Raw genomic sequence first — 25,434 nt, 5'->3', positions numbered from 1 at the left:
CAGAGGGGCCGCAAGGCGGCCCCAACACCCTTACGCCACCTCGGCGGTAGTCTCGAAGTCGAACACCAGCTCGCCGTCGCGCAAGTCGACATGCACCACACCGCCATGCTCGGCCAGCTCCCCGAACAGGATCTCCTCGGCCAGCGGCCGCTTGATCTTGTCCTGGATCAACCGCGCCATCGGCCGTGCGCCCATCTGCACGTCGTAGCCCGATACCGCCAGCCAGCCGCGCGCGGCATCGCTGACTTCCAATAGCACGCGCTTGTCCTCCAGCTGCGCCTGCAGCTCGATAAGGAACTTGTCGACGATGCTCTTGATGGTCTCGGTGCTCAGGCGGCCAAACTGGATGATGGTATCCAGGCGGTTGCGGAACTCCGGCGTAAAGCTTTTGCGGATGACTTCCATGGCATCGGACGCATGGTCCTGGTGAGTGAAGCCGATCGAGGCCCGCGCTGCCGTTTCTGCCCCGGCATTGGTGGTCATGATCAGGATCACGTTACGGAAGTCCGCCTTGCGCCCGTTGTTATCGGTAAGGGTACCGTGGTCCATCACCTGCAACAGCAGGTTGAAGACTTCCGGGTGGGCCTTCTCGATTTCGTCGAGCAGCAATACGCAGTGAGGTTGCTTGGTGATGGCTTCGGTCAGCAGACCGCCCTGGTCGAAGCCCACATACCCGGGTGGCGCACCGATCAGGCGGGACACGGTGTGGCGCTCCATGTATTCCGACATGTCGAAGCGTACAAGCTCCACACCCAGGGCCTTGGCCAACTGCCGTGCCGCCTCGGTCTTGCCCACGCCGGTAGGGCCGGCGAACAGGAACGAACCGACAGGTTTGTCGGGCGATTTGAGCCCGGCGCGAGACAGCTTGATCGCGGTAGCCAACGAGTCGATGGCAGCATCCTGGCCGAACACGGTCAGCTTCAGGTCACGCTCCAGGTTACGCAGCAGTTCCTTGTCGGAGCTGGTGACATGCTTTGGCGGAATGCGCGCGATCTTGGCAACGATGTCTTCAACCTGCGGCACATCGATACGCTTCACACGGTTGGCTTCTGGCTGCAGGCGCTGGTAAGCACCCGCTTCGTCGATCACGTCAATGGCCTTGTCAGGCATGTGGCGATCGTTAATGTACCGCGAAGCGAGTTCCGCAGCGGCGCGCAGCGCCTCATCGCTGTACTCGATGTTGTGGTGGCTCTCGAAGCGGCCTTTCAGGCCACGCAGGATGCCCACGGTGTCTTCCACCGACGGCTCGCTCACATCCACCTTCTGGAAGCGGCGGGCCAACGCCCGGTCTTTCTCGAAGATGCCGCGGAATTCCTGGAACGTGGTAGAGCCGATGCAACGGATTTCACCCGACGACAGCAGCGGTTTGAGCAGGTTGGAGGCATCCATCACCCCGCCCGACGCCGCACCGGCACCGATGATGGTGTGAATCTCGTCGATGAACAGAATGGCCTGCGGGCGTTTGCGCAGCTCGCCAAGCAGCGCCTTGAAGCGCTTCTCGAAGTCGCCGCGGTACTTGGTACCGGCCAGCAACGCGCCGAGGTCCAGGGAGTAGACCACGCTTTGGGCCAGCAGGTCGGGCACCTGGCCATCAACGATGCGCTTGGCCAGGCCTTCGGCGATGGCGGTTTTGCCCACCCCCGCCTCACCCACCAACAGCGGGTTGTTCTTGCGGCGACGCGCCAGAATCTGCGCCACGCGCTCCACTTCCTGTTCGCGACCCACCAGCGGGTCGATACGCCCGGCACGGGCCAGCTCGTTCAGGTTGCTGGCGTAGGCATCCAGCGGGTTGCTGGAGGATGTGGTTTCGCCGCCGTCCTCGTCCTGCATTTCCTGGTCGCTTTCGGAATGCGGGCCGTGGCCAGGCACCTTGGAGATGCCATGGGCGATGAAGTTGACCACGTCGATACGGGCCACGCTCTGCTGCTTGAGCAGAAACACCGCCTGGCTTTCCTGTTCGCTGAAAATGGCCACCAGCACGTTGGCCCCGGTGACTTCGCGCTTGCCGGAGCTTTGCACGTGGAACACGGCACGCTGCAGCACGCGCTGGAAGCCCAAGGTGGGCTGGGTTTCACGGTCTTCGTCGCTGACCGGGATCAGCGGCGTGGTTGAATCGATGAACTCTTGCAGGTCGTGCTTGAGCTTGTCGAGATTGGCGCCACAGGCGCGCAGAACGGTCGCGGCAGCCTCATTGTCAAGGAGTGCCAGCAGCAGATGTTCGACGGTCATGAACTCATGACGCTTCGAACGGGCCTCCTTGAAGGCAAGATTGAGGGTGACTTCGAGCTCGCGGTTTAACATAGCTTCACCTCATACCCAAGTGGTCGGCGATTAACCGTCCTTCTCGATTTCACAGAGTAGCGGATGCTGGCTTTCCCTGGCGTATTGGTTGACCTGCATGGCCTTTGTTTCGGCGATGTCGCGGGTAAACAATCCGCACACTGCCCGCCCCTCGGTATGGACGGTCAGCATGATCTTGGTCGCCAGCTCGCGGTTCAGATTAAAGAACGTTTCGAGCACTTCGACGACGAAATCCATCGGCGTGTAGTCATCGTTGAATAAAACCACCTTGTACATCGGTGGGGCCTGCAGGATCGGCTTGGCTTCCTGAACCGCCAGACCAGCGCCATCGTCCTCGTTGGATTGAGGGCGATCCTGATTGAATGTTAGTCGAATCTGGCTGTGTGCATGCATGGAAAGAATTTCATCACATCGACAGGATAAGGTTATGGGTTGACCCTGCAGCAGGCCGTTGGTGCAGCCGCCGCATGACCTTGACTATCGGCAAAACGGTGTTACAACCAATAAGAACCCACCGTGGTCAATAAAGATCCGCGCAGTCAACCCGATTTTTTCGCAGGTTCGTATGCGGATGACGTGGATGATACTCCAGTGATGGAGTCCTTTGCAGAGGGACATAGGGATGGCAAGCGGTAAAGTCAAGTGGTTCAACAATGCCAAGGGCTATGGGTTCGTCCTTGAAGATGGCAAGGATGAAGACCTTTTCGCCCACTTTTCAGCCATCCAGATGGACGGATACAAAACCCTGAAGGCCGGGCAGGCCGTGACGTTCGATATCATCCAGGGGCCCAAGGGGCTACATGCGGTGAACATCACGAGCGCTGTCACCCAGGCCCAGGCTAGCACGGCTGCAGCCAGCAACACCGCCGACGCCTGACAGGGCTCGGCGCCTTTGCTCGGCCAGTGACCGGCCGCTTGCCTGCAAGGCAGCGGCCGGTTTGCCGTGCCGTTACATGTGCTTGATCATTGCCTCGCCAAAGCCTGAACTGCCCACCAGGGTGGCGCCATCCATCAGCCTTTCAAAATCATAGGTCACCGTCTTGGCGGCGATGGCCCCGTTGGTGCCCTTGATGATCAGGTCGGCTGCTTCGGTCCAGCCCATGTGCCTGAGCATCATTTCTGCAGACAGAATCACCGACCCCGGGTTGACCTTGTCCTGCCCCGCATATTTGGGCGCCGTACCGTGGGTGGCCTCGAACATGGCGACCGTATCGGACAGGTTGGCGCCCGGCGCGATGCCGATACCCCCGACCTCGGCGGCCAGCGCATCGGACAGGTAGTCACCGTTAAGGTTGAGGGTGGCGATCACATCGTATTCGGCCGGGCGCAGCAGGATCTGCTGCAGCATGGCATCGGCGATGGCGTCCTTGACGATGACCTCGCGGCCGGACTTCGGGTTCTTGAAGCGCATCCACGGGCCGCCATCGAGCAGTTCGGCGCCGAACTCGTCACGCGCCACCTCGTAGCCCCAGTCTTTGAAAGCGCCCTCGGTGAACTTCATGATGTTGCCCTTGTGCACCAACGTCAGCGATTCGCGGTCGTTGTCCACCACGTATTGCAAGGCCTTGCGCACCAGGCGCTTAGTGCCCTCGCACGACACCGGCTTGATGCCGATGCCGCAGTCCTGGTCGAAGCGGATCTTGGTGACCCCCATCTCTTCTTTCAGGAACTTGATCACCTTGTCGGCTTCAGGGGAGCCCGCCTTCCACTCGATGCCGGCATAGATGTCCTCGGAGTTCTCGCGGAAGATCACCATGTCCACGTCACCCGGCTTCTTGACCGGGCTGGGCACCCCCTGGAACCACAGTACCGGGCGCAGGCAGACGTACAGGTCAAGCTGCTGGCGCAGCGCCACGTTCAGCGAACGGATGCCACCCCCCACCGGCGTGGTCAGCGGCCCCTTGATGGACACCACGTAGTCGCGCACAGCATCCAAGGTTTCCTGAGGCAGCCAGGTATCCTGGTCATAGACCTGCGTGGCCTTCTCCCCGGCGTATACCTCCATCCAGGCGATCTTGCGCTTGCCGCCGTAGGCCTTGTGCACCGCAGCGTCGACCACCTTGATCATGACCGGCGAAACATCGATGCCGATGCCGTCCCCTTCGATGTAGGGGATGATGGGGTTGTCAGGCACATTGAGCGAATGGTCGGCATTGACGGTGATCTTGGCGCCATCGGCTGGCACCTTGATTTTCTGGTATCCCATGCTTGCACTACTCCGCGGTCGGGTGTGGGTTGGACATCATGCGATCCACACAGCCTAATCCAGCTTTCACACCCTGCAAGTTAGAAGCAGCAAGTTACAAAATCCCTAGCCTCGGCCGCCCCCCGCCAGCTGCGACAACCGGCCACATTGCCGCTACGTCTTTCGTCTTATAAATGGGCTGATATCACCTGGCCTTGCTGATTAGTCCGATTGGTTTGATATACTGCCCCGCGACCGTAGGGTCATCGGGGCGATCCCTTGGAAAAATGCGGACCGCCCTTGGCCATCGAAGGCCACGAAGCCCGGGTTGTTACCGCAGCTCGGCACTTGACGCTCGACTGATGCATCCACCATCACCGCTCGCAGCCTCTCGACTTTCCGCTCATGGCGCTGCCAGGGCGATGCGCCTACCCTGCGCAGCACGAGACTCGAGCACGCTCAGCACACAGAGAGTTAACCCGCATGCCCACCCGTTCCAAGATCATCTATACCTTCACCGACGAAGCCCCCGCCCTCGCCACCTACTCGCTGCTGCCGATCATCGAAGCCTTCACCGCTTGCGCTGACATCGCCGTCGAAACCCGCGATATCTCCCTGGCCGGTCGCATCCTCGCCGCCTTCCCGGAGCAACTGGGCGCAGAGAAGCAAGTAGGCGATCACCTGGCGGAACTGGGCCAGCTGGCTACCACCCCTGAAGCCAACATCATCAAGCTGCCGAACATCAGCGCCTCGGTACCGCAGCTCAAGGCCGCGATCAAGGAACTGCAAGCCAAGGGCTACAACATCCCTGACTACGCTGACGAGCCGGCCACCGCGCAAGAGAAAGAATCCCGCGCCCGCTACGACCGCATCAAGGGTTCGGCCGTAAACCCGGTACTGCGCGAAGGCAACTCCGACCGCCGCGCCCCGCTGTCGGTCAAGAACTACGCACGCAAGCACCCGCACAAGATGGGCGCCTGGGCCGCCGACTCCAAGTCGCACGTGGCTCACATGACCCAAGGCGACTTCTACGGCAGCGAAAAGGCCGCCCTGATCGAAGCTGACGACAGCCTGCGCATCGAGCTGGTCGGCAAGGATGGCACCACCACCGTCCTGAAAGAAAAAACCGCCGTCAAGGCAGCTGAAGTCATCGACTGCGCCACCATGAGCCGCAAGGCCCTGAAAGCCTTCATCGCCGAGCAGATCGCCGATGCCAAGGCGTCTGGCGTGCTGCTGTCGGTGCACCTGAAAGCCACCATGATGAAGGTGTCCGACCCGATCATGTTCGGCGTGATCGTCGAAGAGTTCTACAACGATGTGCTGGCCAAGCATTCTGCGGCGCTGGCCGAAGTCGGCTTCAACGCCAACAACGGCATCGGCGACCTGTACGCCCGCATCAAGGACCTGCCAGCCGACAAGCAGGCTGAGATCGAAGCCGACATCCAGGCCCTTTACGCCCAGCGCCCGGCCCTGGCCATGGTCAACTCCGACAAGGGCATCACCAACCTGCACGTGCCAAGCGACGTGATCGTCGACGCCTCGATGCCGGCCATGATCCGTGACTCGGGCAAGATGTGGAACACCGCAGGTGAGCTGCAGGACGCCAAGGCCATCATCCCGGACCGCTGCTACGCCGGCATCTACCAGGCCACCATCGAAGACTGCAAGGCCAACGGCGCCTTCGACCCGACCACCATGGGCAGCGTACCGAACGTTGGCCTGATGGCGCAGAAGGCCGAAGAGTACGGCTCCCACGACAAGACCTTCCAGATCCAGGCCGACGGCGTGGTACGGGTGGTCGACAGCAAAGGCACCGTGGTGCTGGAGCAGAACGTCGAAGCCGGTGACATCTTCCGCATGTGCCAGGTGAAAGACGCCCCGATCCAGGACTGGGTCAAGCTGGCCGTCAACCGTGCCCGCCTGAGCAACACCCCTGCGGTGTTCTGGCTGGACCCGGCCCGCGCCCACGACGGCGTCATGATCGAGAAGGTACAGAAGTACCTGAAAGACCACGACACCTCCGGCCTGGACATCCGCATCCTGGCCCCGGTAGAGGCCATCAAGTTCTCCCTGGCCCGCATCCGCGAAGGCAAGGACACCATCTCGGTGACCGGCAACGTGCTGCGCGACTACCTCACCGACCTGTTCCCGATCATGGAACTGGGCACCAGCGCCAAGATGCTGTCCATTGTCCCGCTGATGAGCGGCGGTGGCCTGTTCGAAACCGGCGCTGGCGGCTCGGCACCCAAGCACGTACAGCAACTGGTGGAAGAGAACTTCCTGCGCTGGGACTCGCTGGGTGAATTCCTGGCCCTGGCCGCATCGCTGGAGCACCTGGGCAACACCTACGACAACCCACGTGCAAAAGTGCTGGCCAGCACCCTGGACCAGGCCACCGGCAAGTTCCTCGACACCAACAAGTCGCCTTCGCGCAAGGTCGGCGGTATCGACAACCGTGGCAGCCACTTCTACCTGACCCTGTACTGGGCCCAGGCACTGGCCGCACAGAACGACGACGCCGCCTTGCAGGCTCGCTTCGCGCCACTGGCCAAGGCCCTGGGCGATAACGAAGAGGCCATCGTTGCCGAACTGAATGCGGTGCAAGGCAAGCCAGTCGACATCGGTGGCTACTACGCCCCGGATGCCGAGCTGACCGCCAAGGTAATGCGCCCAAGCCAGACCCTGAACAGCGCTATTGCAGCCCTGTAAGCTTGGCTTGAAGTAACCGCAAAAACCCCGGCCACGCACCGGGGTTTTTTTTAGCTGCAAGCTTGAAGCTGCAAGCGACAAGTAGAAGCAGTCCGCGCACGCCTTGGCTTGCAGCTTGCAGCTCCTAAGGAGTATTGATCGTGTCCTGGCAACCCCATATCACCGTCGCCACCGTAATTGAGCAAGACGGCAAATTTCTTTTTGTCGAGGAGTTCAAGGCCGGCAAAGCCGTATTCAACCAACCTGCTGGCCACCTGGAACCTGATGAAAGCCTGGCCCAGGCCGCCTTGCGCGAAACCCTGGAAGAAACCGCCTGGGAGGTCGAGTTAACCGGCCTGGTGGGTATCTACCTGTACACCGCACCCAGCAACGGCGTGACCTACCAGCGCGTCTGCTTTGCCGCACGCCCCGTGCGCCATCATGCCCACCTGGCCCTGGACAGCGACATTACCCGTGCGCTGTGGCTGACCCGCGACGAGCTGCTGGCCGACCCGGCGCGCTGGCGCAGCGAACTGGTACCGCGCTGCCTGGACGACTACCTGGCCGGCCCCTTGCACAGCCTTGCCCTGCTGCGCGACTGACGCGCCGCTGCGGGTTTGATAGAATCGGCGTTTTTCCCCCTTGATACACACCGGTAATCATGACCAGCCCAGTACTTAAAGACCCCGCCAAGACCCGCGTCATCGTCGGCATGTCCGGCGGCGTGGACTCTTCCGTCTCCGCCCTTCTGCTCATCGAGCAGGGCTACCAGGTGGAAGGGCTGTTCATGAAAAACTGGGAAGAGGACGACGGCACCGAATACTGCACCGCCCGCGAAGACCTGGCAGACGCCCAGGCCGTGTGCGACCGCATTGGCATAAAGCTGCACACGGCCAACTTCGCCGCCGAGTACTGGGACCATGTGTTCGAGCACTTCCTCGAAGAGTACAAGGCGGGCCGCACGCCCAACCCCGACATCCTCTGCAACCGGGAAATCAAGTTCAAGGCGTTCCTCGATTACGCCCTGTCGCTGGGTGCCGACCTGATCGCCACCGGCCACTACGTACGCCGCCGCGACACCGGCGCTGTCACCGAGCTGCTCAAGGGCCTGGACCCGAACAAGGACCAGAGCTACTTCCTGCATGCCGTGGGCGGCAAGGAAATCGCCCGCACCCTGTTCCCGGTGGGTGAGCTGGAAAAGCCCGAGGTGCGTGCCATCGCCGAGAAACATGGCCTGGCTACCGCCAAGAAGAAAGACTCCACGGGCATTTGCTTTATTGGCGAGCGCCGATTCAGCGACTTCCTCAAGCAGTACCTGCCGGCGCAACCAGGCGACATCGAAACCACGGACGGTGAAGTGATTGGCCGCCACCACGGCCTGATGTACCACACCATCGGCCAGCGCCAGGGCCTGGGTATCGGCGGCCTGAAAGACGCCGGTGACGAGCCGTGGTACGTGCTGCACAAGGACCTGGAGCGCAACGTGCTGGTGGTCGGCCAAGGCAACGATCACCCCTGGCTGTTCTCCCGCGCCCTGCTCGCCTCGGAGATTTTCTGGGTCAACCCGGTTGACCTCAGCGGCCCACGCAACCTCACCGCCAAGGTGCGCTACCGCCAGAGCGACCAGCCCTGCACGTTGGAGCGCACCGCCAGTGGCTACCGCGCTGTGTTCGACGAGCCGCAACGGGCCGTTACCCCTGGCCAGTCGGTGGTGTTCTACGACGGCGAGGTGTGCCTGGGTGGCGGCGTCATCGAAACCGCAGAGCCCTGGAGCCCGCGCTCATGACCAACCTGCAGGAGCAACTGGTAGCGCTGGGCGGGGTGTTCCAGGCTGCGGTGCTGGTCGACCGCATTGCCCGTACCGGCCAGGCCAGCGAGGCTAACATCGGCTGCATGCTGGGTAGCCTGCTGGTGCGTGACCCCAAGGACACCCTGGAGGTGTTCGGTGGCGACGACCTCAACCTGCGCGACGGCTACCGTGCACTGGTAGGCGCCCTGGAGCGCGACCCCAGCAGCCTGCAGCGCGAACCCCTGCGTTATGCCCTGTCGATGCTGGGCCTGGAGCGCCAGCTGAACAAGCGCGGTGACTTGTTGGACACCATCGGCAACCGCTTGCCGCAAATTCAGTCCCAGGCCGACCATTTCGGTCTGGTTCATGAAAACGTCATCGCCTCCAGTGGAGCCTTGTACCAGGACACCCTCAGCACCTTGCGCCAACGTATTCAGGTGCACGGCGACATGCGTTTCCTGCAGCAGGCCAGCAACGCCTCGAAAATCCGCGCCCTGCTGCTGGCCGGCATCCGCGCCGCCCGCCTGTGGCGCCAGCTGGGCGGCCACCGCTGGCAACTGGTATTCAGCCGCCGCAAACTGCTCAACGAACTTTACGACATGGTTAGGTAGCTTCAAGCGGTAAGCTGCAAGCTGCAAGTAGAAGCAGTTCGCCTTTAGCTTGTGGCTTGTGGCTTATGGCTTGTGGCTTGTGGCTTGAAGCTTGAAGCTTGAAGCTTGAAGCTTGAAGCTTGAAGCTTGAAGCTTGAAGCTTGAAGCTTGCAGCTTGCAGCTTGCAGCTTGCAGCTTGCAGCTTGCAGCTTGCAGCTTGCAGCTTGTGGCTTGCAGCTTCGTGGATTGTGGCTGCCTTTTAATGTATGATATGCGCCCTCCAAAAGCCTGACTGTCCGAGAACACCCCATGCAGCTTTCTTCGCTCACTGCGGTTTCCCCTGTTGACGGCCGTTACGCCGGCAAAACCCAGGCCTTGCGCCCCATCTTCAGCGAATTCGGCCTGATCCGTTTCCGCGCCCTGGTCGAAGTGCGCTGGTTGCAGCGCCTGGCGGCCCACCCGCAAATCGGCGAAGTGCCGGCGTTCTCGGCCGAGGCCAACGCCGTGCTCGACAGCCTGGCCACCGATTTCAAGCTTGAACACGCCGAACGCGTCAAGGAAATCGAGCGCACCACCAACCACGACGTCAAGGCTATCGAGTACCTGCTCAAGGAGCAGGCTGCCCAGTTGCCAGAGCTGGCCAAAGTCAGCGAGTTCATCCACTTCGCCTGCACCAGCGAGGACATCAACAACCTGTCCCACGCCCTGATGCTGCGCGCGGGCCGTGATGACGTGCTGCTGCCGCTGATGCGCCAGATCGCCGAGGCCATCCGTGCCCTGGCCCATGCCCACGCCGAGGTGCCGATGCTGTCGCGCACCCACGGCCAGCCAGCCTCGCCAACCACCCTCGGCAAGGAACTGGCCAACGTCGTGTACCGCCTGGAGCGCCAGATCGCCCAAGTGGCTGCCGTGCCGCTGCTGGGCAAGATCAACGGTGCCGTGGGCAACTACAACGCCCACCTGTCGGCCTACTCGCAGGTCGACTGGGAGCAGAACGCCCGCGCCTTCATCGAAGACGAGCTGGGCCTGCAGTTCAACCCCTACACCACGCAAATCGAGCCGCACGACTACATCGCCGAGCTGTTCGATGCCATTGCCCGCTTCAACACCATCCTCATCGACTTCGACCGGGATGTGTGGGGCTACATTTCGCTGGGTTACTTCAAACAGAAGACCGTGGCTGGCGAAATCGGCTCATCGACCATGCCGCACAAGGTCAACCCGATCGACTTCGAGAACTCCGAAGGCAACCTGGGCATCGCCAACGCGCTGTTCCAGCACCTGGCCAGCAAGCTGCCGATCTCGCGCTGGCAGCGCGACCTCACCGACTCCACCGTGCTGCGCAACCTGGGCGTGGGTTTTGCCCACAGCGTCATCGCCTACGAAGCCAGCCTGAAAGGCATCGGCAAGCTGGAAGTGAACGAAGCCCGCATCGCGGCCGACCTCGACGCCTGCTGGGAAGTGCTCGCCGAGCCGATCCAGACCGTCATGCGTCGCTTCAACATCGAGAACCCCTACGAGAAGCTCAAGGAGCTGACCCGTGGCAAGGGCATCACCCCTGATGCACTGCTGACCTTCATCGACGGCCTGGACATCCCAGCCGACGCCAAGGCCGAGCTCAAGCAGCTGACCCCCGCGACCTACATCGGTAACGCGGCAGCCCAGGCCAAGCGCGTCTAAAGCAACCGTCGCGCCCAACGCCCGGCCTGGCCGGGCGTTTTTATTCCCGTACGAAAATTACGATTTTTCAATAGGTTGAACATGAATCCTGATACTCCACTGCAGCTGCTGGGCGGCATTTCTGCCCGTGAATTCATGCGCGACTACTGGCAGAAGAAGCCGCTGCTGGTGCGCCAGGCGTTCCCCGATTTCATCAGCCCGATCGACCCCGACGAACTCGCGGGCCTGGCGCTGGAAGAAGAAGTCGAGTCGCGGATCGTGCTGGAGCACGGCGCCCACCCCTGGGAACTGCGTCGCGGCCCGTTCAACGAAGACACCTTCGCCGAGCTGCCAGAAAAAGACTGGACCCTGCTGGTTCAGGCGGTGGACCAGTTTGTGCCGGAAGTGGCCGAACTGCTGGAAAACTTCCGTTTTCTGCCCAGTTGGCGCATCGATGACGTGATGATCAGCTTTGCGGCCCCAGGCGGCAGCGTTGGCCCGCACTTCGACAACTATGACGTGTTCCTGCTGCAAGGCCACGGCCAGCGCAACTGGAAAGTGGGCCAGATGTGCAGCAGCGACAGCGCGCTGCTGGAACACAGCGACCTGCGCATCCTGGCCGAATTCGAGCAGAGCGGTGAGTGGACCCTGGAGCCCGGAGACATGCTCTACCTGCCACCGCGCCTGGCCCACTATGGCGTGGCGGTGGACGACTGCCTTACCTACTCTGTCGGCTTCCGCGCGCCGAGCGCCGCCGAAGTACTGACCCACTTCACCGACTTCCTCGGCCAGTTCCTGCCGGACGAAGAGCGCTACAGCGACGCCGACGCGCAGCCCGCCAGCGACCCTCACCAGATCCAGCACGATGCCCTCGACCGCCTCAAGGCGCTGCTCGAGAAGCACATGGGTGACAAGGACCTGCTGCTGACCTGGTTCGGCCAGTTCATGACCGAGCCGCGCTACCCCGAGCAAATCGTCGGCGAAGAGCTGTCGGAAGAAGAACTGATCGATGCCCTCGAGCAGGGTGCGATCCTGATCCGTAACCCGAGCGCGCGCATGGCCTGGTCGGAGTTCGAACAAGACCTGTTGCTGTTCGCCAGCGGTCGCAGCTGCCCGCTGCCTGGCAAGTTGCGCGAATTGCTGAAGCTGGTGTGCGCAGCCGATGCCCTGCACATCGACAACCTCGGCCAATGGCTGCAGGATGAAGACGCACTGATGCTGGTGCAGCAACTGGTCAAGCAAGGAAGCCTGGGATTCGCCAATGAATAAAATTCGTGTGCGCCTCGCCGATTGGCACAAGGACAACGCCGACATCCGCCGCATCCGTGAAGCGGTGTTCATCGCCGAGCAACACGTGCCGCCTGAACTTGAATGGGACTCCGACGACCCGACGGCGGTGCACTTCCTGGCCGTTGAAGGTGACTATGCGATCGGTACGGCCAGGCTGCTGTCTGACGGCACCATCGGCCGTGTGTCGGTGCTCAAGGACTGGCGGGGTTTGAAGGTGGGCGATGCCTTGATGAATGCGGTGATCGCCGAAGCGCAGCACCGTGATCTGAAAACGCAGCGCCTGAGTGCCCAGGTGCATGCCACACCGTTTTACGAACGGCTGGGCTTTCGCGTGGTAAGCGAGGAATTCCTGGAGGCGGGTATTCCGCACGTGGACATGTTGCGCGACGCTCAAGGCTGACCCGCAGGGCCGCGCTGCGGCCCTGTCACGCGGTGCGCTCGCGCCTACCGAATGGGTAAACGAGCGAGCGCATGCCGTGATGACAGAACACAAACACTCACAAAAACCTGTACATCCATCCAGATAAAACTTGCCTCCCGGCGCCTGCTTGCGCATCCTAGTGCCCATCTACCTGATGAAGCGTCTGCGGCCATGCGCCTGTTCCTCTGTGAAAAGCCCTCCCAGGCAAAAGACATCGCCAAGGTGCTCGGCGCCCATCGCAAGGCCGACGGCTGTTGGCAGGGTACCGACGTCTGCGTAACCTGGTGCATCGGCCACCTGCTGGAAACCGCCCCGCCAGACAGCTACGACGAGCGCTACAAGCGCTGGAACCTCGCCGACCTGCCGATCATCCCGGCGCAGTGGAAGATGCAGGTCAAACCCAAAACGGCCAGCCAGTTCAAGGCGGTCAAGCGCCTCCTGGGCGAAGCCCGCGAGCTCGTCATCGCCACCGATGCGGACCGCGAAGGCGAAATGATCGCCCGCGAGCTGGTCGAGCATTGCCGTTACCGAGGCCCGGTACAGCGGTTGTGGCTGTCGGCCCTGGACGATGCGTCCATTCGCAAGGCCCTGGCCCGCCTGCTGCCCGGCCACGAAACCTTCAACCTGTACCATTCGGCCCTGGGCCGCTCCCGGGCCGACTGGCTGATCGGCATGAACATGAGCCGGCTGTTCACGCTGCTGGGCCGGCAATCGGGCTATCAGGGGGTGCTGCCAGTGGGCCGGGTACAAACCCCTACCCTGCGCCTGGTGGTCGACCGCGACCGCAGCATCGCCGATTTCGTGCCTGTCCCCTTCTGGGCTATCGATGTGCAACTGGCCCACGCCGGCCAGGCCTTCAACGCCCAGTGGCGGGCACCGGAAGACACCTGCGACGAGCAGGGCCGCTGCCTGAACCAGGCACTGGCGCAACAGGCCGCAGCAGACATCAGCAATGCCGGGGTCGCACAGGCCACCCAGGTGAGCACAGAGCGCGTGCGCGAAGCCGCCCCCCTGCCCTTTGATCTCGGCACCTTGCAGGAGCTGTGCTCGAAAAAATTCGGCCTGGGTGCCCAGGAAACCCTGGACATCGCCCAGGCCCTGTACGAAACACACAAACTGATCACCTACCCACGCAGCGACTGCGGCTATCTGCCGCTCAGCCAGCACAGTGAGGCGCCTGGCATTCTGGCTGCACTGCAGCGGGCCGATGCCAGCCTGGCACCGCTGCAGCCACACCTGGAGCCCCAGCGCCGCTCCCGGGCGTGGAACGACGCCAAGGTCAGCGCGCACCACGGCATCATCCCCACGGCTGCAGCCAGCGACCCGGCGCGGCTACCGGCCAAGCACAAGGCTGTGTATACCCTGATCCGCGCCCGCTACCTGGCGCAGTTTCTGCCAAACCACGAATACGACCGCACCCAGGCCGACTTCGATTGCGCCGGCCACGCCCTGCGGGCCGTCGGCAAACAGATTGTCGAGCCGGGCTGGCGACGCGCCCTGCCCGAAGCCCTCACACCCGCCAAGGGCCGTGAAGCCGCCCCGCCTCAGGTACTGCCGGCGCTGAGCCAGGGCCAGAGCTGCGCCGTACAGGCGGTGCAACTGAAGGACCTGTGGACCCAGCCACCCAAGCCGTTCACCGAGGGTGATCTGATCAAGGCCATGAAGAACGTGGCCAAGCTGGTGGACGACCCGCGGTTGAAACAGAAGCTGAAAGAAACCACCGGCATCGGCACGGAGGCCACCCGCGCCAGTATCATCCAGGGCCTGCTCGACCGCGGCTACCTGGTCAAGAACGGCAAGGCGCTGTCTGCCACCCCTGCGGCGTTCAGCTTGATCGATGCAGTGCCCCGCGCCATCGCCGACCCAGGCACTACCGCTATCTGGGAACAGGCATTGGACATGGTGCAAAGCGGCGAGATGAGCCTGGACGAATTCGTCACCCGCCAGTCGGCCTGGATGGGCAAGCTGGTAGAACGCTGCAGCGGATTGCGCATGACCATCAGCGGGCCAGCAGCCGGCGTGGCCCCGCCGTGGAAAAAGAAGCGCAGAAGCGGCGGCAAAACCAAGGCTGCTGCAGGCAAAGCGGCAACCGGTAAGGCCGCAGGGGATAAAGCAAGGGTAACCCGCAGAAAGGCCAGCACCTGACCCAGGCCAAGGGTCCAGCACGCGGGCCTGGCACCGGGTAGGGCTTCTGCTAGATTGGAGTGGAAACCCTCTCGGATACGTTTCATGAGCTCAGGCTTGGACAGCACGGCCAACACCACCACCAACTTCCCCGACCTGCCCAGCGAAGTGCGCGCATTCAGGGCGCGCTACCCTGAGGTACGCTATGTCGATCTGCTGTGCCTCGACATCCCTGGCCACTTCTACGGCAAGCGCTACCCCATCGACATGCTGGAAAAGGTTGCTGCAGGCAGCCCCCTGAAGCTGCCACAAAATGCCGTGCTGCTAGGGGCACAGGGCGGCTTGTTCCCCATCGGTGATTACTGTTTCAGCGATGGAGACCCGGATGCCGTGCGCCGGCTGATACCCGGCACACTCAAGCCGGTGACCTGGGAGCAGCAACCGCTGGGGCAGATGCTGATCACCACCGACGGCACCCCCGCGCCCATCGAGTTCGAACCCCGTGAAGTACTGGCCAGGGTGCTGCAACGCCTGGCGCGGCGGGGTATCCACCCGGTAGTCGCATTCGAATTGGAGTTCTATCTGTTCGACCGCGCGCTGAAAGACGGCTTGCCGCAGTTCCCCCGCGACAGCCTGACAGGCGATGCGGATAACCAGCCGAACATGCACATGGAGCGGCTGTCGCGCTTTGGCGACGTGCTGCGTGACATGGTCGACACCGCCAACCTGCAAGGCGTGGACGCCAACGTGATCAGCGCGGAGCTGGGGCCCGGCCAGTTCGAGATCAACTTTGGCCACTGCGATGATGGCCTGCGTGCGGCAGACTGGGCCGCACTGTTCTGCCGCAGCACCCGTGGCGTCGCGCTCAAGCACGGCAACCGCGCCTCGTTCATGAGCAAACCCTACCTGCAGGCACCTGGCAGCGGCATGCATGTGCACGTCAGCCTGTACGATGCAGCGGGCAGCAACCTGCTGGCAGTGGACGGCCAGCGCCCGCTTCGCCACGCTGTGGCCGGCTGCCTGGCACTGCTGCCCCATTGCATGCCGATTTTTGCTGCCAACCACAACGCCTTCCGCCGCTACGGCGCCATGGTCAATGCGGCCAGCCGCGCCAGTTGGGGCTTCGAAGACCGCGACGCATGCATCCGCATCCCGGAGTCGGACCCGGCCAATTTACGCATCGAACACCGGCTTGCCGGTGCCGATGCCAACCCTTACCTGGTCTTGGCGGCTATCCTGTGCGGTATGGAACAAGGGCTGGATGCCAGGCAGGAACCGATCGCCCCGCTGAACGAGGACCGCAGCAGCGGCATCGATTTCCCCACGGACATGCTCAGCGCCGTGGCCGCCATGCGGCACCACCCGGCGGCCAAACGAGGCCTGGGGGAGGAGTTCGTGATGGTGTACTGCGAAAACAAGCGCCAGGACCACCTGGCGTTCATGCAAGAGGTGAGCGCCCGGGAATACCGCTGGTTCCTGTGACGAGGCCAGCAAACGGCATGCTGTGCGTGCTGCAAAGCACTCGGCACTGGCACCGGCCCCTTCACGGCATTACCATGGGCTGCTTCGCACGCGGCTTGTTGTCGCACCCAGCCTCCCTGCCTGCCAGAACGCCATGCCCTTCGAGCTCACCGTTGAACCCCTCACCCTACTGATCCTGGTCCTGGTTGCCTTTGTCGCCGGTTTCATCGATGCCATCGCTGGCGGTGGCGGCCTGCTGACCACCCCCGCCCTGCTGACGGCTGGCATGCCGCCGCACCTGGTGCTGGGCACCAACAAGCTCAGTTCCACATTTGGCTCTGCTACGGCGGGGTTCACCTACTACCGGCGCAAGCTGTTCCACCCGGTGCAATGGCGGCGGGCATTGCTCGGCACCTTGGTCGGGGCGCTGCTGGGCGCAGTGGTGGCCCACTACATGCCGGCCGAATGGCTGAACAAGATGCTGCCCGTGATCGTGTTTGCCTGCGGTATCTACCTGCTGTTCGGCGGCACGCCCAAGGCGCCGCTGGATGCCGAAGCGCCAATCAGCAAGAAGTGGCAGGCGCCGCAGGGCCTGGCCCTGGGCTTCTACGACGGCGTTGCCGGCCCCGGCACTGGGGCATTCTGGACGGTGAGTACACTGCTGCTGTACCCCATCGACCTGGTGCGTGCCAGCGGCGTGGCCCGCAGCATGAACTTCGTCAGCAACATCGCAGCGCTGACGGTGTTCGTGTTGTCCGGGCAGGTGGATTACATAGTAGGCCTGTGCATGGGCCTGTCGGTGATGGTCGGCGCGTTCTTTGGTGCGCGCACCGCCATCAGCGGGGGCAGCAAGTTCATCCGCCCCGTGTTCATCACCGTGGTGCTGGCGCTGACCGTGCGCCTAGCGTGGCAGCACTGGTTCGGGCAGGCCTAACCGCCGCGCCACATACAGGTCGATGAGGTGGCGGGCGATGGAGCGGCCCGCCGGCAGCGGTGGCAGGTGGTGCACACTGAACCACTGCGCATCCTCGATTTCATCGGGCTGCATCACGATGTCGCCACTGGCGTACTCGGCATGAAAACCCAGCATCATCGAGTGGGGAAATGGCCAGCACTGGCTGCCCACGTACTGGATGTTCTTCACCTGCACCGCCACTTCTTCGTGTACCTCGCGCACCAGGCAATCCTCGGCCGACTCGCCGGGCTCGGCGAAACCTGCCAGGGTGCTGTATACGCCGGCCACAAAGCGCGGGGAGCGTGCCAGCAGGATCTCATCGCCACGGGTCACCAGCACGATCATGCTCGGTGAAATACGCGGGTAGCTGCGCAGGTCGCAGGCCGTACAGTGCATGGCCCGCTCCCAGCGGATTTGCGTCATGGCCTGCCCGCAGCTGCCGCAGAACCGGTGTTCCCGCGCCCAGGTGCCAATCTGTGCGGCATAGCCCAGCACCTTGTAGGTGTCGAAATCACCCTCCAGCATGAACGCGCGCAAGCCGCGCCAGCTGCAGCCTGGCAGGGCCGCTGCGCTGTGCAGCTCCAGCAGGAACACTGGCTGGCCGTCGAAATGGCCGATGCCGTGTTCACACAGCACGTCCAGGCCCTGGCGTTTCAGCCAGTCCCGGGGGAACATTGCCCCCTCGTCGGCCACCAGAAACCCTTCCGGGCTACGGGCCACTGCCAGGCCGCCGGTGATCTGGGGGTCGAGTACTGCAGTGGTCCAGCGTGCTGACATATCAGGGTTCCTGTAAGGCGCGTCCCCCGGGGTTGTCAGTCGGTGAACGTCGGTTTCTGTTTGCTCATGTGCGCTGCCATCGCCAGCCGAAGGTCTTCGGACTGCAGCATCGCAGCGTTCCAGGTAGCGATGTAGTCGAGGCCGTCATCAATGCGGTGGTCGCGCATGTAGCTGAGCAGGTGCTTGGTGCCGGCCACGGCAATGGGCGATTTTGCGGCAATGTCCCGGGCCATGGCAAAAACCCCGTCCAGCAGGGTAGCAGCGTCATCGTACACGCGGTTCACCAGGCCAATGCGCAGCGCCTCGTCAGCCTCCACATTGCGCCCGGTGTAGGCCAGCTCCCGCATCATGCCGTCGCTGATGATACGTGGCAAACGTTGCAGCGTGCCGACATCGGCCGCCATGCCCATGTCGATTTCCTTGATGGAAAACTGCGCGTCAGCGCTGCAATAGCGCATGTCGCACGCTGATATCAGGTCGATGGCCCCGCCGATGCAATAGCCCTGCACCGCCGCCAGCACCGGCTTGCGGCATTGGTCCACCGCATTGAACGAAGCCTGCATGCGCAGGATGGTCTTGCGCAACAGCCGCGCATTACGCCCCACATCCTTGCCCAGCTGGCCCGCCACCGACGCCAGTAGCGCCAGGTCGATGCCGGCAGAAAAATGCTTGCCGGCGCCACTGATGACCACCACCCGTATGGCATCGGTGTCGTCCACCCACTGGAAGATGTCGATGATCTCCTCCCAGAATGCCGCATTCATGGCATTGAGCTTTTCAGGCCGGTTGATCTGGACGTGTGCGATGTTGTCGATCAGTTCGACCTTGAACGCGCTGTATTCGGCCATGGGCGACACTCCTGGGGGTATAAGGCGATGCCATCGATGGTAACTCAGGCAGGTGGCTGCACGTCTGCCAAAACCGGGACTGGTGCATCGTGCGATTGCGCACAACTTTTGCTCGCGCCCGGCATCGAAACAGTCAGGCACCCAACTTCCGGGAGAAACGCAATGGCGATACGCAAGGCATTGATGCTTTCCTGCATGGCCCTGGCCCTTTACGGCTGCGCCGGCAACGATCACCCAGCCCCGCCGCGCACTCAGCAAGTGGACCTGCAACGCTACCAGGGCACCTGGTACGAACTGGCGCGCCTGCCAATGTTCTTCCAGCGCAACTGCGTGCAGTCCGAGGCCCACTATGCCCTGCGCACCGACGGCCGCATCGACGTCACCAACCGCTGCAAGGAGAAGGACGGCGAGTGGAACGAGGCCAAGGGCATTGCCGAGGCCCAGCAGGCTGGCAGTACCGACAAGCTGTGGGTACGCTTCGACAACTGGTTCAGCCGCCTGGCACCGGACCTGACCAAAGGCGAGTACTGGGTGCTGTACCACGACAAGGACTACCGCGTGGCGCTGGTAGGCCACCCGAACCGGGAATACCTGTGGCTGCTGTCACGTACCCCCGCCATCCCCGACCAGACCCGCGACCAGTTGCTGGGCATCGCCCGTGAACAGGGTTACGACACCAGCAAGCTGGTGTGGCGCCAGGCTGATACCAAGGCCATGAACTGAACACCGCCCCGGCATAAGCCGGCCATTACAGGGGTAAGAATGGACCTGCTGTTTCTCGGCACTTCGGCCGGAGTGCCGACCAAGGCCCGCAATGTCAGCGCAACAGCACTGCTCGAAACCACGGGCAGAGGCTGGTACCTGGTGGACTGTGGTGAAGGTACCCAGCACCGCCTGTTGCACACGCCGTTGTCCACACAGGATCTGGCGGGCATTTTCATCACCCATGTGCATGGCGATCATTGCCTGGGCCTGCCCGGCCTGTTGTCCAGCGCAAGCATGAATGGCCGGCGCGATCCCCTGGACGTGGTGTTGCCTGAGGCGTTGCACCCTTGGCTGCGCCTGAGCCTTGCGGCTACCGACAGCCACCTGTCTTTCGAGCTGCGGCTACTGGCGGTGGAAGGTTTCGAGGGTTGGCAGAACGGCACGGTCAGGGTCACCACTGTCGCGCTCTCCCATCGAGTGCCCAGTGTGGGGTATGTATTCGACGAAGTGTGTCCGCAGCCGCGCCTGAACACCGACCGCCTGGACGCCGAAGGCGTCCCGCGCGGCCCGCTGTGGGGGGATTTGGCAAAGGGCCTGCCTGTGCAGCATGGTGAACGTGCACTGGATGCCGCCGATTACCTGAACCCCGGCCGTGCACCGCGTCGGGTCATCATCTGCGGGGATAACGATACCCCCGACTTGCTGGCAGGGGTGGCAGCCGATGCCGACGTACTGGTGCACGAGGCCACGTTTACCCAGCCGGCGGTGGAACGCACAGGGGTTACCTACGGCCACAGCACCGCCGCTGATGTGGCGCACATGGCCGAGAGCGCCGGGGTACGAAACCTGGTGCTGACGCACTTCAGCGCCCGCTACCAGGCAGACCCCCAACGCAGCCCCTCCATCGACGACGTACGCCACGAAGCCCAGGCGCATTATCGCGGCAACCTGACCTTGGCCGCCGACCTGCAGCGCTACCACCTGGGGCGCGATGGCTTGCTGGTGCCAGCATCCTGACTAGGCCACCAGCTGCGCCTTGGCCACCGCCTGGGAAGCCGCCAGCATCGCTCGCAGCAACACCGCACAGCCCGCAGCCAAGTCCTCTGCCGTGGCGTTCTCGATCTCGTTGTGGCTGATGCCATTCTCGCAGGGCACGAAAATCATCCCTGCCGGGCCCAGCTCTGCCAGGAAGATCGCGTCGTGCCCTGCCCCGCTGACGATGTCCATGTGCGGTAAACCCAGCGCCTCGGCCGACTGGCGCACCGCGTCGACACAACCTTTGTCGAAGTACAAGGCCGGGAAGTCTGCCGTAGGCACCAGCTCATGGGTCAGGCCATGGGTGGCACAGGTGGCCTCGATCACCCCGCGCACTTCAGCAATCATCGCATCCAGCCGTTCACCTTCAAGGTGCCGGAAGTCCAGAGTCATGCGCACTTCCCCGGGTATCACATTGCGCGACCCCGGGTACGCTTGCAGGCAACCCACAGTGCCACAGGCGTGGGGTTGGTGAGCCAGCGCGGTACGGTTTACCGCCTGCACCACGGCCGCCGCACCTACCAGGGCGTCCTTGCGCAGGTGCATGGGGGTGGGGCCGGCATGCGCTTCGACCCCGCGCAAGGTCAGGTCGAACCACTTCTGGCCCAGCGCCCCCAGCACCACACCGATGGTTTTGGCCTGGTCTTCCAGAATCGGGCCTTGTTCGATGTGTGCCTCGAAGTACGCACCCACCGGGTGGCCGGTCACGCTGCGGGGCCCGGCATAGCCTATGGCACCCAGGGCCTCGCCGACGCTGGTGCCCTGGGCATCACGTTTGGCCAACGTGTCAGCCAGGCTGAATTTGCCGGCGAACACGCCTGAGCCCATCATGCACGGCGCAAAACGCGAGCCCTCTTCGTTGGTCCACACCACCACCTCCAGCGGCGCCTCGGTTTCCACGCCCAGGTCGTTGAGGGTGCGGATCACCTCCAGGCCAGCCATCACCCCAAAGCAGCCATCGAACTTGCCGCCCGTGGGCTGCGTATCGATGTGGCTGCCCGTCATCACCGGTGGCAGCGCCGGGTTGCGCCCGGGGCGGCGGGCAAACAGGTTGCCTACACCATCGATGCTGACCGTGCACCCGGCCTGTTCGCACCACTGCACGAACAGGTCCCGGGCCTGGCGGTCCAGGTCGGTCAGGGCCAGGCGGCAGACACCGCCTTTTGCAGTGGCCCCCAGGCGGGCCAGGTCCATCAGCGATTGCCACAGGCGTGCGCTGTCGACGTGCTGGTCAGTGCTTTGCAGAATGTCTTGGGCTGGGTTCACGGGTTCATCCTCAGGCATTGTTGTGATCGTGGCGCACGGCGTGTGTGCCGGCTTCAAGGCAACGGCTTGGCCACCCGCGCAGGGCTGCGGGCGGCCAGCCCGGCGAACAGGTAATACAAGGCGGCCCCGAGCAACGACCCGGTGAACCAGCCATAGTCGTAGAACCAGCTGAAGCGGCTGTTGCCGATGGCCATCACGGTCAATGCCACCGGCACGCCAAAGGCGGCAAACCCGGCCCAGTTCCAGGCCGGGTAAACGTCGTCGCGGTACAGCCCGGCCAGGTCCAGCTGCTGGCGACGCACCAGGAAGTAGTCCACCACCATGATGCCGGCAATCGGCCCCAGCAGGCTGGAGTAGCCCAGCAGCCAATTGGAATACACGCTTTCAAGGCTGAGGTCGGACACAATCAAGCCCAGCTTCTTCAGCAACTCGTGGCCCATCAGGGCCAAGCCGATGAACCCGGTAAGCCATACCGCCCGGCTGCGGCCAATCAAACGCGGGGCAATGTTCTGGAAGTCGTTGGTGGGCGAGACGATGTTCGCCGCCGTATTGGTCGACAGAGTGGCTATCACGATCAGCGCCATGGCCAGGGCCACCCAGAACGGGCTGTGGATCTTGCCGATCAGGCTGACCGGGTCCGACACGGTTTCGCCCACCAGCGACGCGGAAGCCGCCGTGAGTACCACGCCCAATGACGCAAACAGGAACATGGTCAGCGGCAAACCGAAAATCTGCCCCAGAATCTGGTCCTTCTGGCTGCGGGCATAACGGCTGAAGTCCGGTATGTTCAGCGACAGCGTGGCCCAAAAACCGACCATGGCGGTAAGCCCGGCGCAGAAGTAGCCGACCATGCTCGCCCCCTCGGGGCGTTTGGGCGGCTGGGCCAGCAGTTCGGTCATCGACATGTGCGGCAGTGCCCATACCAGCAGGCCCAGGCCCACCGCCACCAGCAACGGCGCCGAAAGGGTTTCGAGCCACTTGATGGACTCGGCACCGCGCAGCACCACCCACAGGTTCAGGCACCAGAAAATCATGAAGCCGATCACCTCGCCGGTGCCGCCCAGGGCCTTCCAGCCCTCGAACACCGAGCCCAGGAACAGGTGGATGGCCAGCCCGCCGAACAAGGTCTGGATGCCGAACCAGCCGCAGGCCACCACCGCCCGCACCAGGCACGGTACATTCGAACCGAACACACCAAACGACGAGCGCAGCAGTACCGGGAACGGGATACCGTACTTTGTCCCAGGGAATGCATTGAGCGTCAGCGGAATCAGCACGATCAGGTTGGCCAACAGGATGGCCATCAACGCTTCGCCCACGCTCAGGCCAAAATAGGCCGTGAGCACGCCCCCGAGGGTGTAGGTGGGCACACACACCGACATGCCGACCCACAGTGCAGTGATGTGCCATTTGTTCCAGGTGCGCTGGTGCACCTTGGTAGGTGCGATGTCGGCGTTGTAGCGCGGGCTGTCGAGTACATCGCTGCCCTCGCACAGCTCGAACAGGCCATTTTGCTCGACCACTTGCGATCTGCTCTGTTGCATGGGGCCTTCTCCAGATTTGTTGTAGTTGTTTGCTCATCGGGCTAATGCGATGGCCGGAGTACACACGCTGAATGTGGTTAAAATCTTGACCAGATCTGCATCTTGTCAAGTCAGTCAATCTCCTCTGAAACCCGCATGCTAGACCGCGAAATAATTATTTGTTGTTTACTTTCAACAACTTAAAAACCACAAAATTCGTGGGAATTATTTCTTGCTGAATGCGCAATCAGCATCTAGCCTCGATTCTTGTCAGTACTGACAGGATCAAAACCTGCCAGGCCTGCCCCGACAATTCCAAGAACCGGCCAAGACCGGTCAGCCTGCGAGGAAGACGGTATGCCCCTGTTGATCCGTGGCGCCACCGTGGTCACCCACGAAGAAAGCTACCCCGCCGATGTGCTGTGTGCCGAGGGCCTGATCCAGGCCATCGGCCAAGACCTTGAAGCGCCCACCGACTGCGAAATACTCGATGGCAGCGGCCAGTACCTGATGCCCGGCGGCATCGACCCGCACACTCACATGCAACTGCCGTTCATGGGCACGGTGGCCAGCGAAGACTTCTTCAGCGGCACCGCTGCCGGGCTCGCGGGCGGTACCACGTCCATCATTGATTTCGTCATCCCCAACCCTCAGCAATCGCTGCTGGAGGCCTTCCACACCTGGCGCGGCTGGGCACAGAAAAGCGCCAGCGACTATGGCTTCCACGTCGCCATCACCTGGTGGAGCGAGCAGGTGGCCGAAGAAATGGGCGAACTGGTGAGTCAGCATGGGGTGAACAGCTTCAAGCACTTCATGGCGTATAAGAACGCGATCATGGCCGCCGACGACACCTTGGTGGCCAGCTTCGAGCGCTGCCTGCAACTGGGCGCGGTGCCCACCGTGCATGCCGAAAACGGCGAGCTGGTGTACCACCTGCAGAAAAAACTGCTGGCCCAGGGCATGACCGGGCCCGAAGCGCACCCGCTGTCGCGCCCCTCCCAGGTCGAGGGAGAAGCGGCAAGCCGAGCCATCCGCATCGCCGAAACCCTGGGCACCCCGCTGTACCTCGTGCACATCTCCAGCCGCGAGGCCTTGGACGAAATCACCTATGCGCGCAGCAAGGGCCAACCGGTCTACGGTGAAGTGCTGCCGGGCCATCTGCTGCTGGATGACAGTGTGTACCGCGACCCCGACTGGGCGACCGCCGCCGGCTACGTGATGAGCCCGCCGTTCCGCCCACGCGAACACCAGGAGGCCCTGTGGCACGGCCTGCAGTCTGGCAACCTGCACACCACGGCCACCGACCATTGCTGCTTCTGCGCCGAGCAGAAAGCCATGGGGCGGGATGACTTCAGCCGCATCCCCAATGGCACTGCGGGCATCGAGGACCGCATGGCCGTGTTGTGGGATGCCGGGGTGAACAGCGGGCGCCTGTCCATGCACGAGTTCGTCGCGCTGACCTCCACCAACACGGCGAAAATCTTCAATCTGTTCCCCCGCAAGGGCGCCGTGCGCGTGGGGGCTGACGCCGACCTGGTGCTGTGGGACCCGCACGGCACCCGCACCCTCTCGGCCAAGACCCACCACCAGCGCGTGGATTTCAACATCTTCGAAGGGCGCACGGTACGTGGCATACCCAGCCACACCATCAGCCAGGGCAAGGTGGTGTGGGCCGATGGTGACCTGCGCGCCGAAGCCGGGGCGGGCCGTTACGTGCAGCGCTCAGCGTACCCGTCGGTGTACGAGGTACTGGAGCGACGGGCCGAGCACCAGCGCCCTACACCCGTGCAGCGCTGAGCACCTGCCACGCAACCCTC

General features: G+C 63.0%; 21 protein-coding genes. 14 read left to right on the top strand and 7 right to left on the bottom strand.

The features are described 5' to 3' along the window. Positions 1-30 precede the first annotated feature (30 nt). On the bottom strand, positions 31-2,301 hold the full coding sequence (gene clpA, locus APH25_RS18505; protein ID WP_028632342.1) for an ATP-dependent Clp protease ATP-binding subunit ClpA: 2,271 nt from the start codon (positions 2,299-2,301) through the stop codon (positions 31-33). Between the two features lie 30 nt (positions 2,302-2,331). Then, on the bottom strand, positions 2,332-2,694 hold the full coding sequence (gene clpS / locus APH25_RS18500; RefSeq protein ID WP_023534830.1) for an ATP-dependent Clp protease adapter ClpS: 363 nt from the start codon (positions 2,692-2,694) through the stop codon (positions 2,332-2,334). Positions 2,695-2,923: 229 nt separating this feature from the next. On the opposite strand from clpS, the gene cspD reads away from it, so the two are divergent. Then, positions 2,924-3,178: a cold shock domain-containing protein CspD gene (gene cspD, locus APH25_RS18495; protein ID WP_028632341.1), complete on the top strand. Its 255-nt coding sequence runs from the start codon at positions 2,924-2,926 to the stop codon at positions 3,176-3,178. Between the two features lie 72 nt (positions 3,179-3,250). Here cspD and icd read toward each other — a convergent pair whose 3' ends face one another. Beyond that, positions 3,251-4,507 (bottom strand): NADP-dependent isocitrate dehydrogenase, encoded by a 1,257-nt coding sequence (icd, locus tag APH25_RS18490; RefSeq protein ID WP_060482938.1) that lies wholly within the window; start codon positions 4,505-4,507, stop codon positions 3,251-3,253. A gap of 462 nt (positions 4,508-4,969) precedes the next feature. Here icd and APH25_RS18485 point away from each other — a divergent pair, with 462 nt between their 5' ends. From APH25_RS18485 to APH25_RS18440, 10 genes are all read left to right on the top strand, one after another. Continuing rightward, positions 4,970-7,195 carry an NADP-dependent isocitrate dehydrogenase gene (locus APH25_RS18485; RefSeq protein ID WP_060482937.1) on the top strand — a complete coding sequence of 742 codons (2,226 nt, stop codon included), beginning with the start codon at positions 4,970-4,972 and terminating at the stop codon, positions 7,193-7,195. Between the two features lie 140 nt (positions 7,196-7,335). Next, positions 7,336-7,776 carry an NUDIX hydrolase gene (locus APH25_RS18480; RefSeq protein WP_060482936.1) on the top strand — a complete coding sequence of 147 codons (441 nt, stop codon included), beginning with the start codon at positions 7,336-7,338 and terminating at the stop codon, positions 7,774-7,776. A 59-nt stretch (positions 7,777-7,835) separates the two neighbouring features. Next, the gene (mnmA, locus tag APH25_RS18475; protein ID WP_060482935.1) at positions 7,836-8,960 is read left to right on the top strand and encodes a tRNA 2-thiouridine(34) synthase MnmA; all 1,125 of its coding nucleotides are present in this window, start codon (positions 7,836-7,838) and stop codon (positions 8,958-8,960) included. Then, entirely contained in the window at positions 8,957-9,574 is a 618-nt protein-coding gene (gene hflD / locus APH25_RS18470; protein WP_028632336.1) for a high frequency lysogenization protein HflD, read from the top strand. The genes mnmA and hflD overlap by 4 nt, the downstream gene beginning before the upstream one ends. Before the next feature lie 288 nt (positions 9,575-9,862). Beyond that, positions 9,863-11,233, top strand: a complete 1,371-nt coding sequence (gene purB / locus APH25_RS18465; protein ID WP_060482934.1) for an adenylosuccinate lyase — start codon at positions 9,863-9,865, stop codon at positions 11,231-11,233. 81 nt (positions 11,234-11,314) lie between these two features. After that, positions 11,315-12,481, top strand: a complete 1,167-nt coding sequence (locus APH25_RS18460) for a cupin domain-containing protein (RefSeq protein ID WP_060482933.1) — start codon at positions 11,315-11,317, stop codon at positions 12,479-12,481. Then, the gene (locus APH25_RS18455; protein WP_028632333.1) at positions 12,474-12,902 is read left to right on the top strand and encodes a GNAT family N-acetyltransferase; all 429 of its coding nucleotides are present in this window, start codon (positions 12,474-12,476) and stop codon (positions 12,900-12,902) included. Before APH25_RS18460 ends, APH25_RS18455 begins: the two co-directional genes overlap by 8 nt. 192 nt (positions 12,903-13,094) lie before the next feature. Then, a complete protein-coding gene (locus APH25_RS18450; RefSeq protein WP_060482932.1) occupies positions 13,095-15,068 on the top strand; it encodes a DNA topoisomerase III in 1,974 nt (657 codons plus the stop codon). 84 nt (positions 15,069-15,152) lie between these two features. After that, positions 15,153-16,529 (top strand): glutamine synthetase family protein, encoded by a 1,377-nt coding sequence (locus APH25_RS18445; protein WP_060482931.1) that lies wholly within the window; start codon positions 15,153-15,155, stop codon positions 16,527-16,529. A gap of 133 nt (positions 16,530-16,662) precedes the next feature. Beyond that, the gene (locus APH25_RS18440) at positions 16,663-17,442 is read left to right on the top strand and encodes a TSUP family transporter (RefSeq protein WP_028632330.1); all 780 of its coding nucleotides are present in this window, start codon (positions 16,663-16,665) and stop codon (positions 17,440-17,442) included. Here APH25_RS18440 and nudC read toward each other — a convergent pair. Both nudC and APH25_RS18430 read right to left on the bottom strand, forming a co-directional pair. After that, a complete protein-coding gene (nudC, locus tag APH25_RS18435; RefSeq protein WP_060482930.1) occupies positions 17,410-18,240 on the bottom strand; it encodes an NAD(+) diphosphatase in 831 nt (276 codons plus the stop codon). The two genes, APH25_RS18440 and nudC, sit on opposite strands and share 33 nt — an antisense overlap. A 35-nt stretch (positions 18,241-18,275) precedes the next feature. Next, positions 18,276-19,088, bottom strand: coding sequence for a crotonase/enoyl-CoA hydratase family protein (locus APH25_RS18430; protein WP_028632328.1), 813 nt, complete (start codon positions 19,086-19,088; stop codon positions 18,276-18,278). 162 nt (positions 19,089-19,250) lie between these two features. Here APH25_RS18430 and APH25_RS18425 point away from each other — a divergent pair, with 162 nt between their 5' ends. Together APH25_RS18425 and APH25_RS18420 are read left to right on the top strand one after the other, a co-directional pair. Next, positions 19,251-19,811 carry a lipocalin family protein gene (locus APH25_RS18425; protein ID WP_060482929.1) on the top strand — a complete coding sequence of 187 codons (561 nt, stop codon included), beginning with the start codon at positions 19,251-19,253 and terminating at the stop codon, positions 19,809-19,811. A gap of 39 nt (positions 19,812-19,850) precedes the next feature. Further along, a complete protein-coding gene (locus APH25_RS18420; protein WP_060482928.1) occupies positions 19,851-20,810 on the top strand; it encodes a ribonuclease Z in 960 nt (319 codons plus the stop codon). Here the strand turns inward: APH25_RS18420 and APH25_RS18415 are convergent, their stop codons facing one another. Both APH25_RS18415 and APH25_RS18410 read right to left on the bottom strand, forming a co-directional pair. Continuing rightward, positions 20,811-22,112: a Zn-dependent hydrolase gene (locus APH25_RS18415; protein WP_371262513.1), complete on the bottom strand. Its 1,302-nt coding sequence runs from the start codon at positions 22,110-22,112 to the stop codon at positions 20,811-20,813. Positions 22,113-22,147: 35 nt separating this feature from the next. Further along, the gene (locus APH25_RS18410; protein WP_060482927.1) at positions 22,148-23,638 is read right to left on the bottom strand and encodes an NCS1 family nucleobase:cation symporter-1; all 1,491 of its coding nucleotides are present in this window, start codon (positions 23,636-23,638) and stop codon (positions 22,148-22,150) included. 336 nt (positions 23,639-23,974) lie between these two features. On the opposite strand from APH25_RS18410, the gene hydA reads away from it, so the two are divergent. Beyond that, positions 23,975-25,414: a dihydropyrimidinase gene (gene hydA, locus APH25_RS18405; protein ID WP_060482926.1), complete on the top strand. Its 1,440-nt coding sequence runs from the start codon at positions 23,975-23,977 to the stop codon at positions 25,412-25,414. Positions 25,415-25,434: the final 20 nt, after the last annotated feature.

The organism is Pseudomonas sp. NBRC 111119 (assembly GCF_001320125.1).
Classification (GTDB): Bacteria; Pseudomonadota; Gammaproteobacteria; order Pseudomonadales; family Pseudomonadaceae; genus Aquipseudomonas; species Aquipseudomonas parafulva.
Note: the sequence above shows the minus strand (reverse complement) of the source record. Positions and strands in the feature narration are given on the sequence as shown.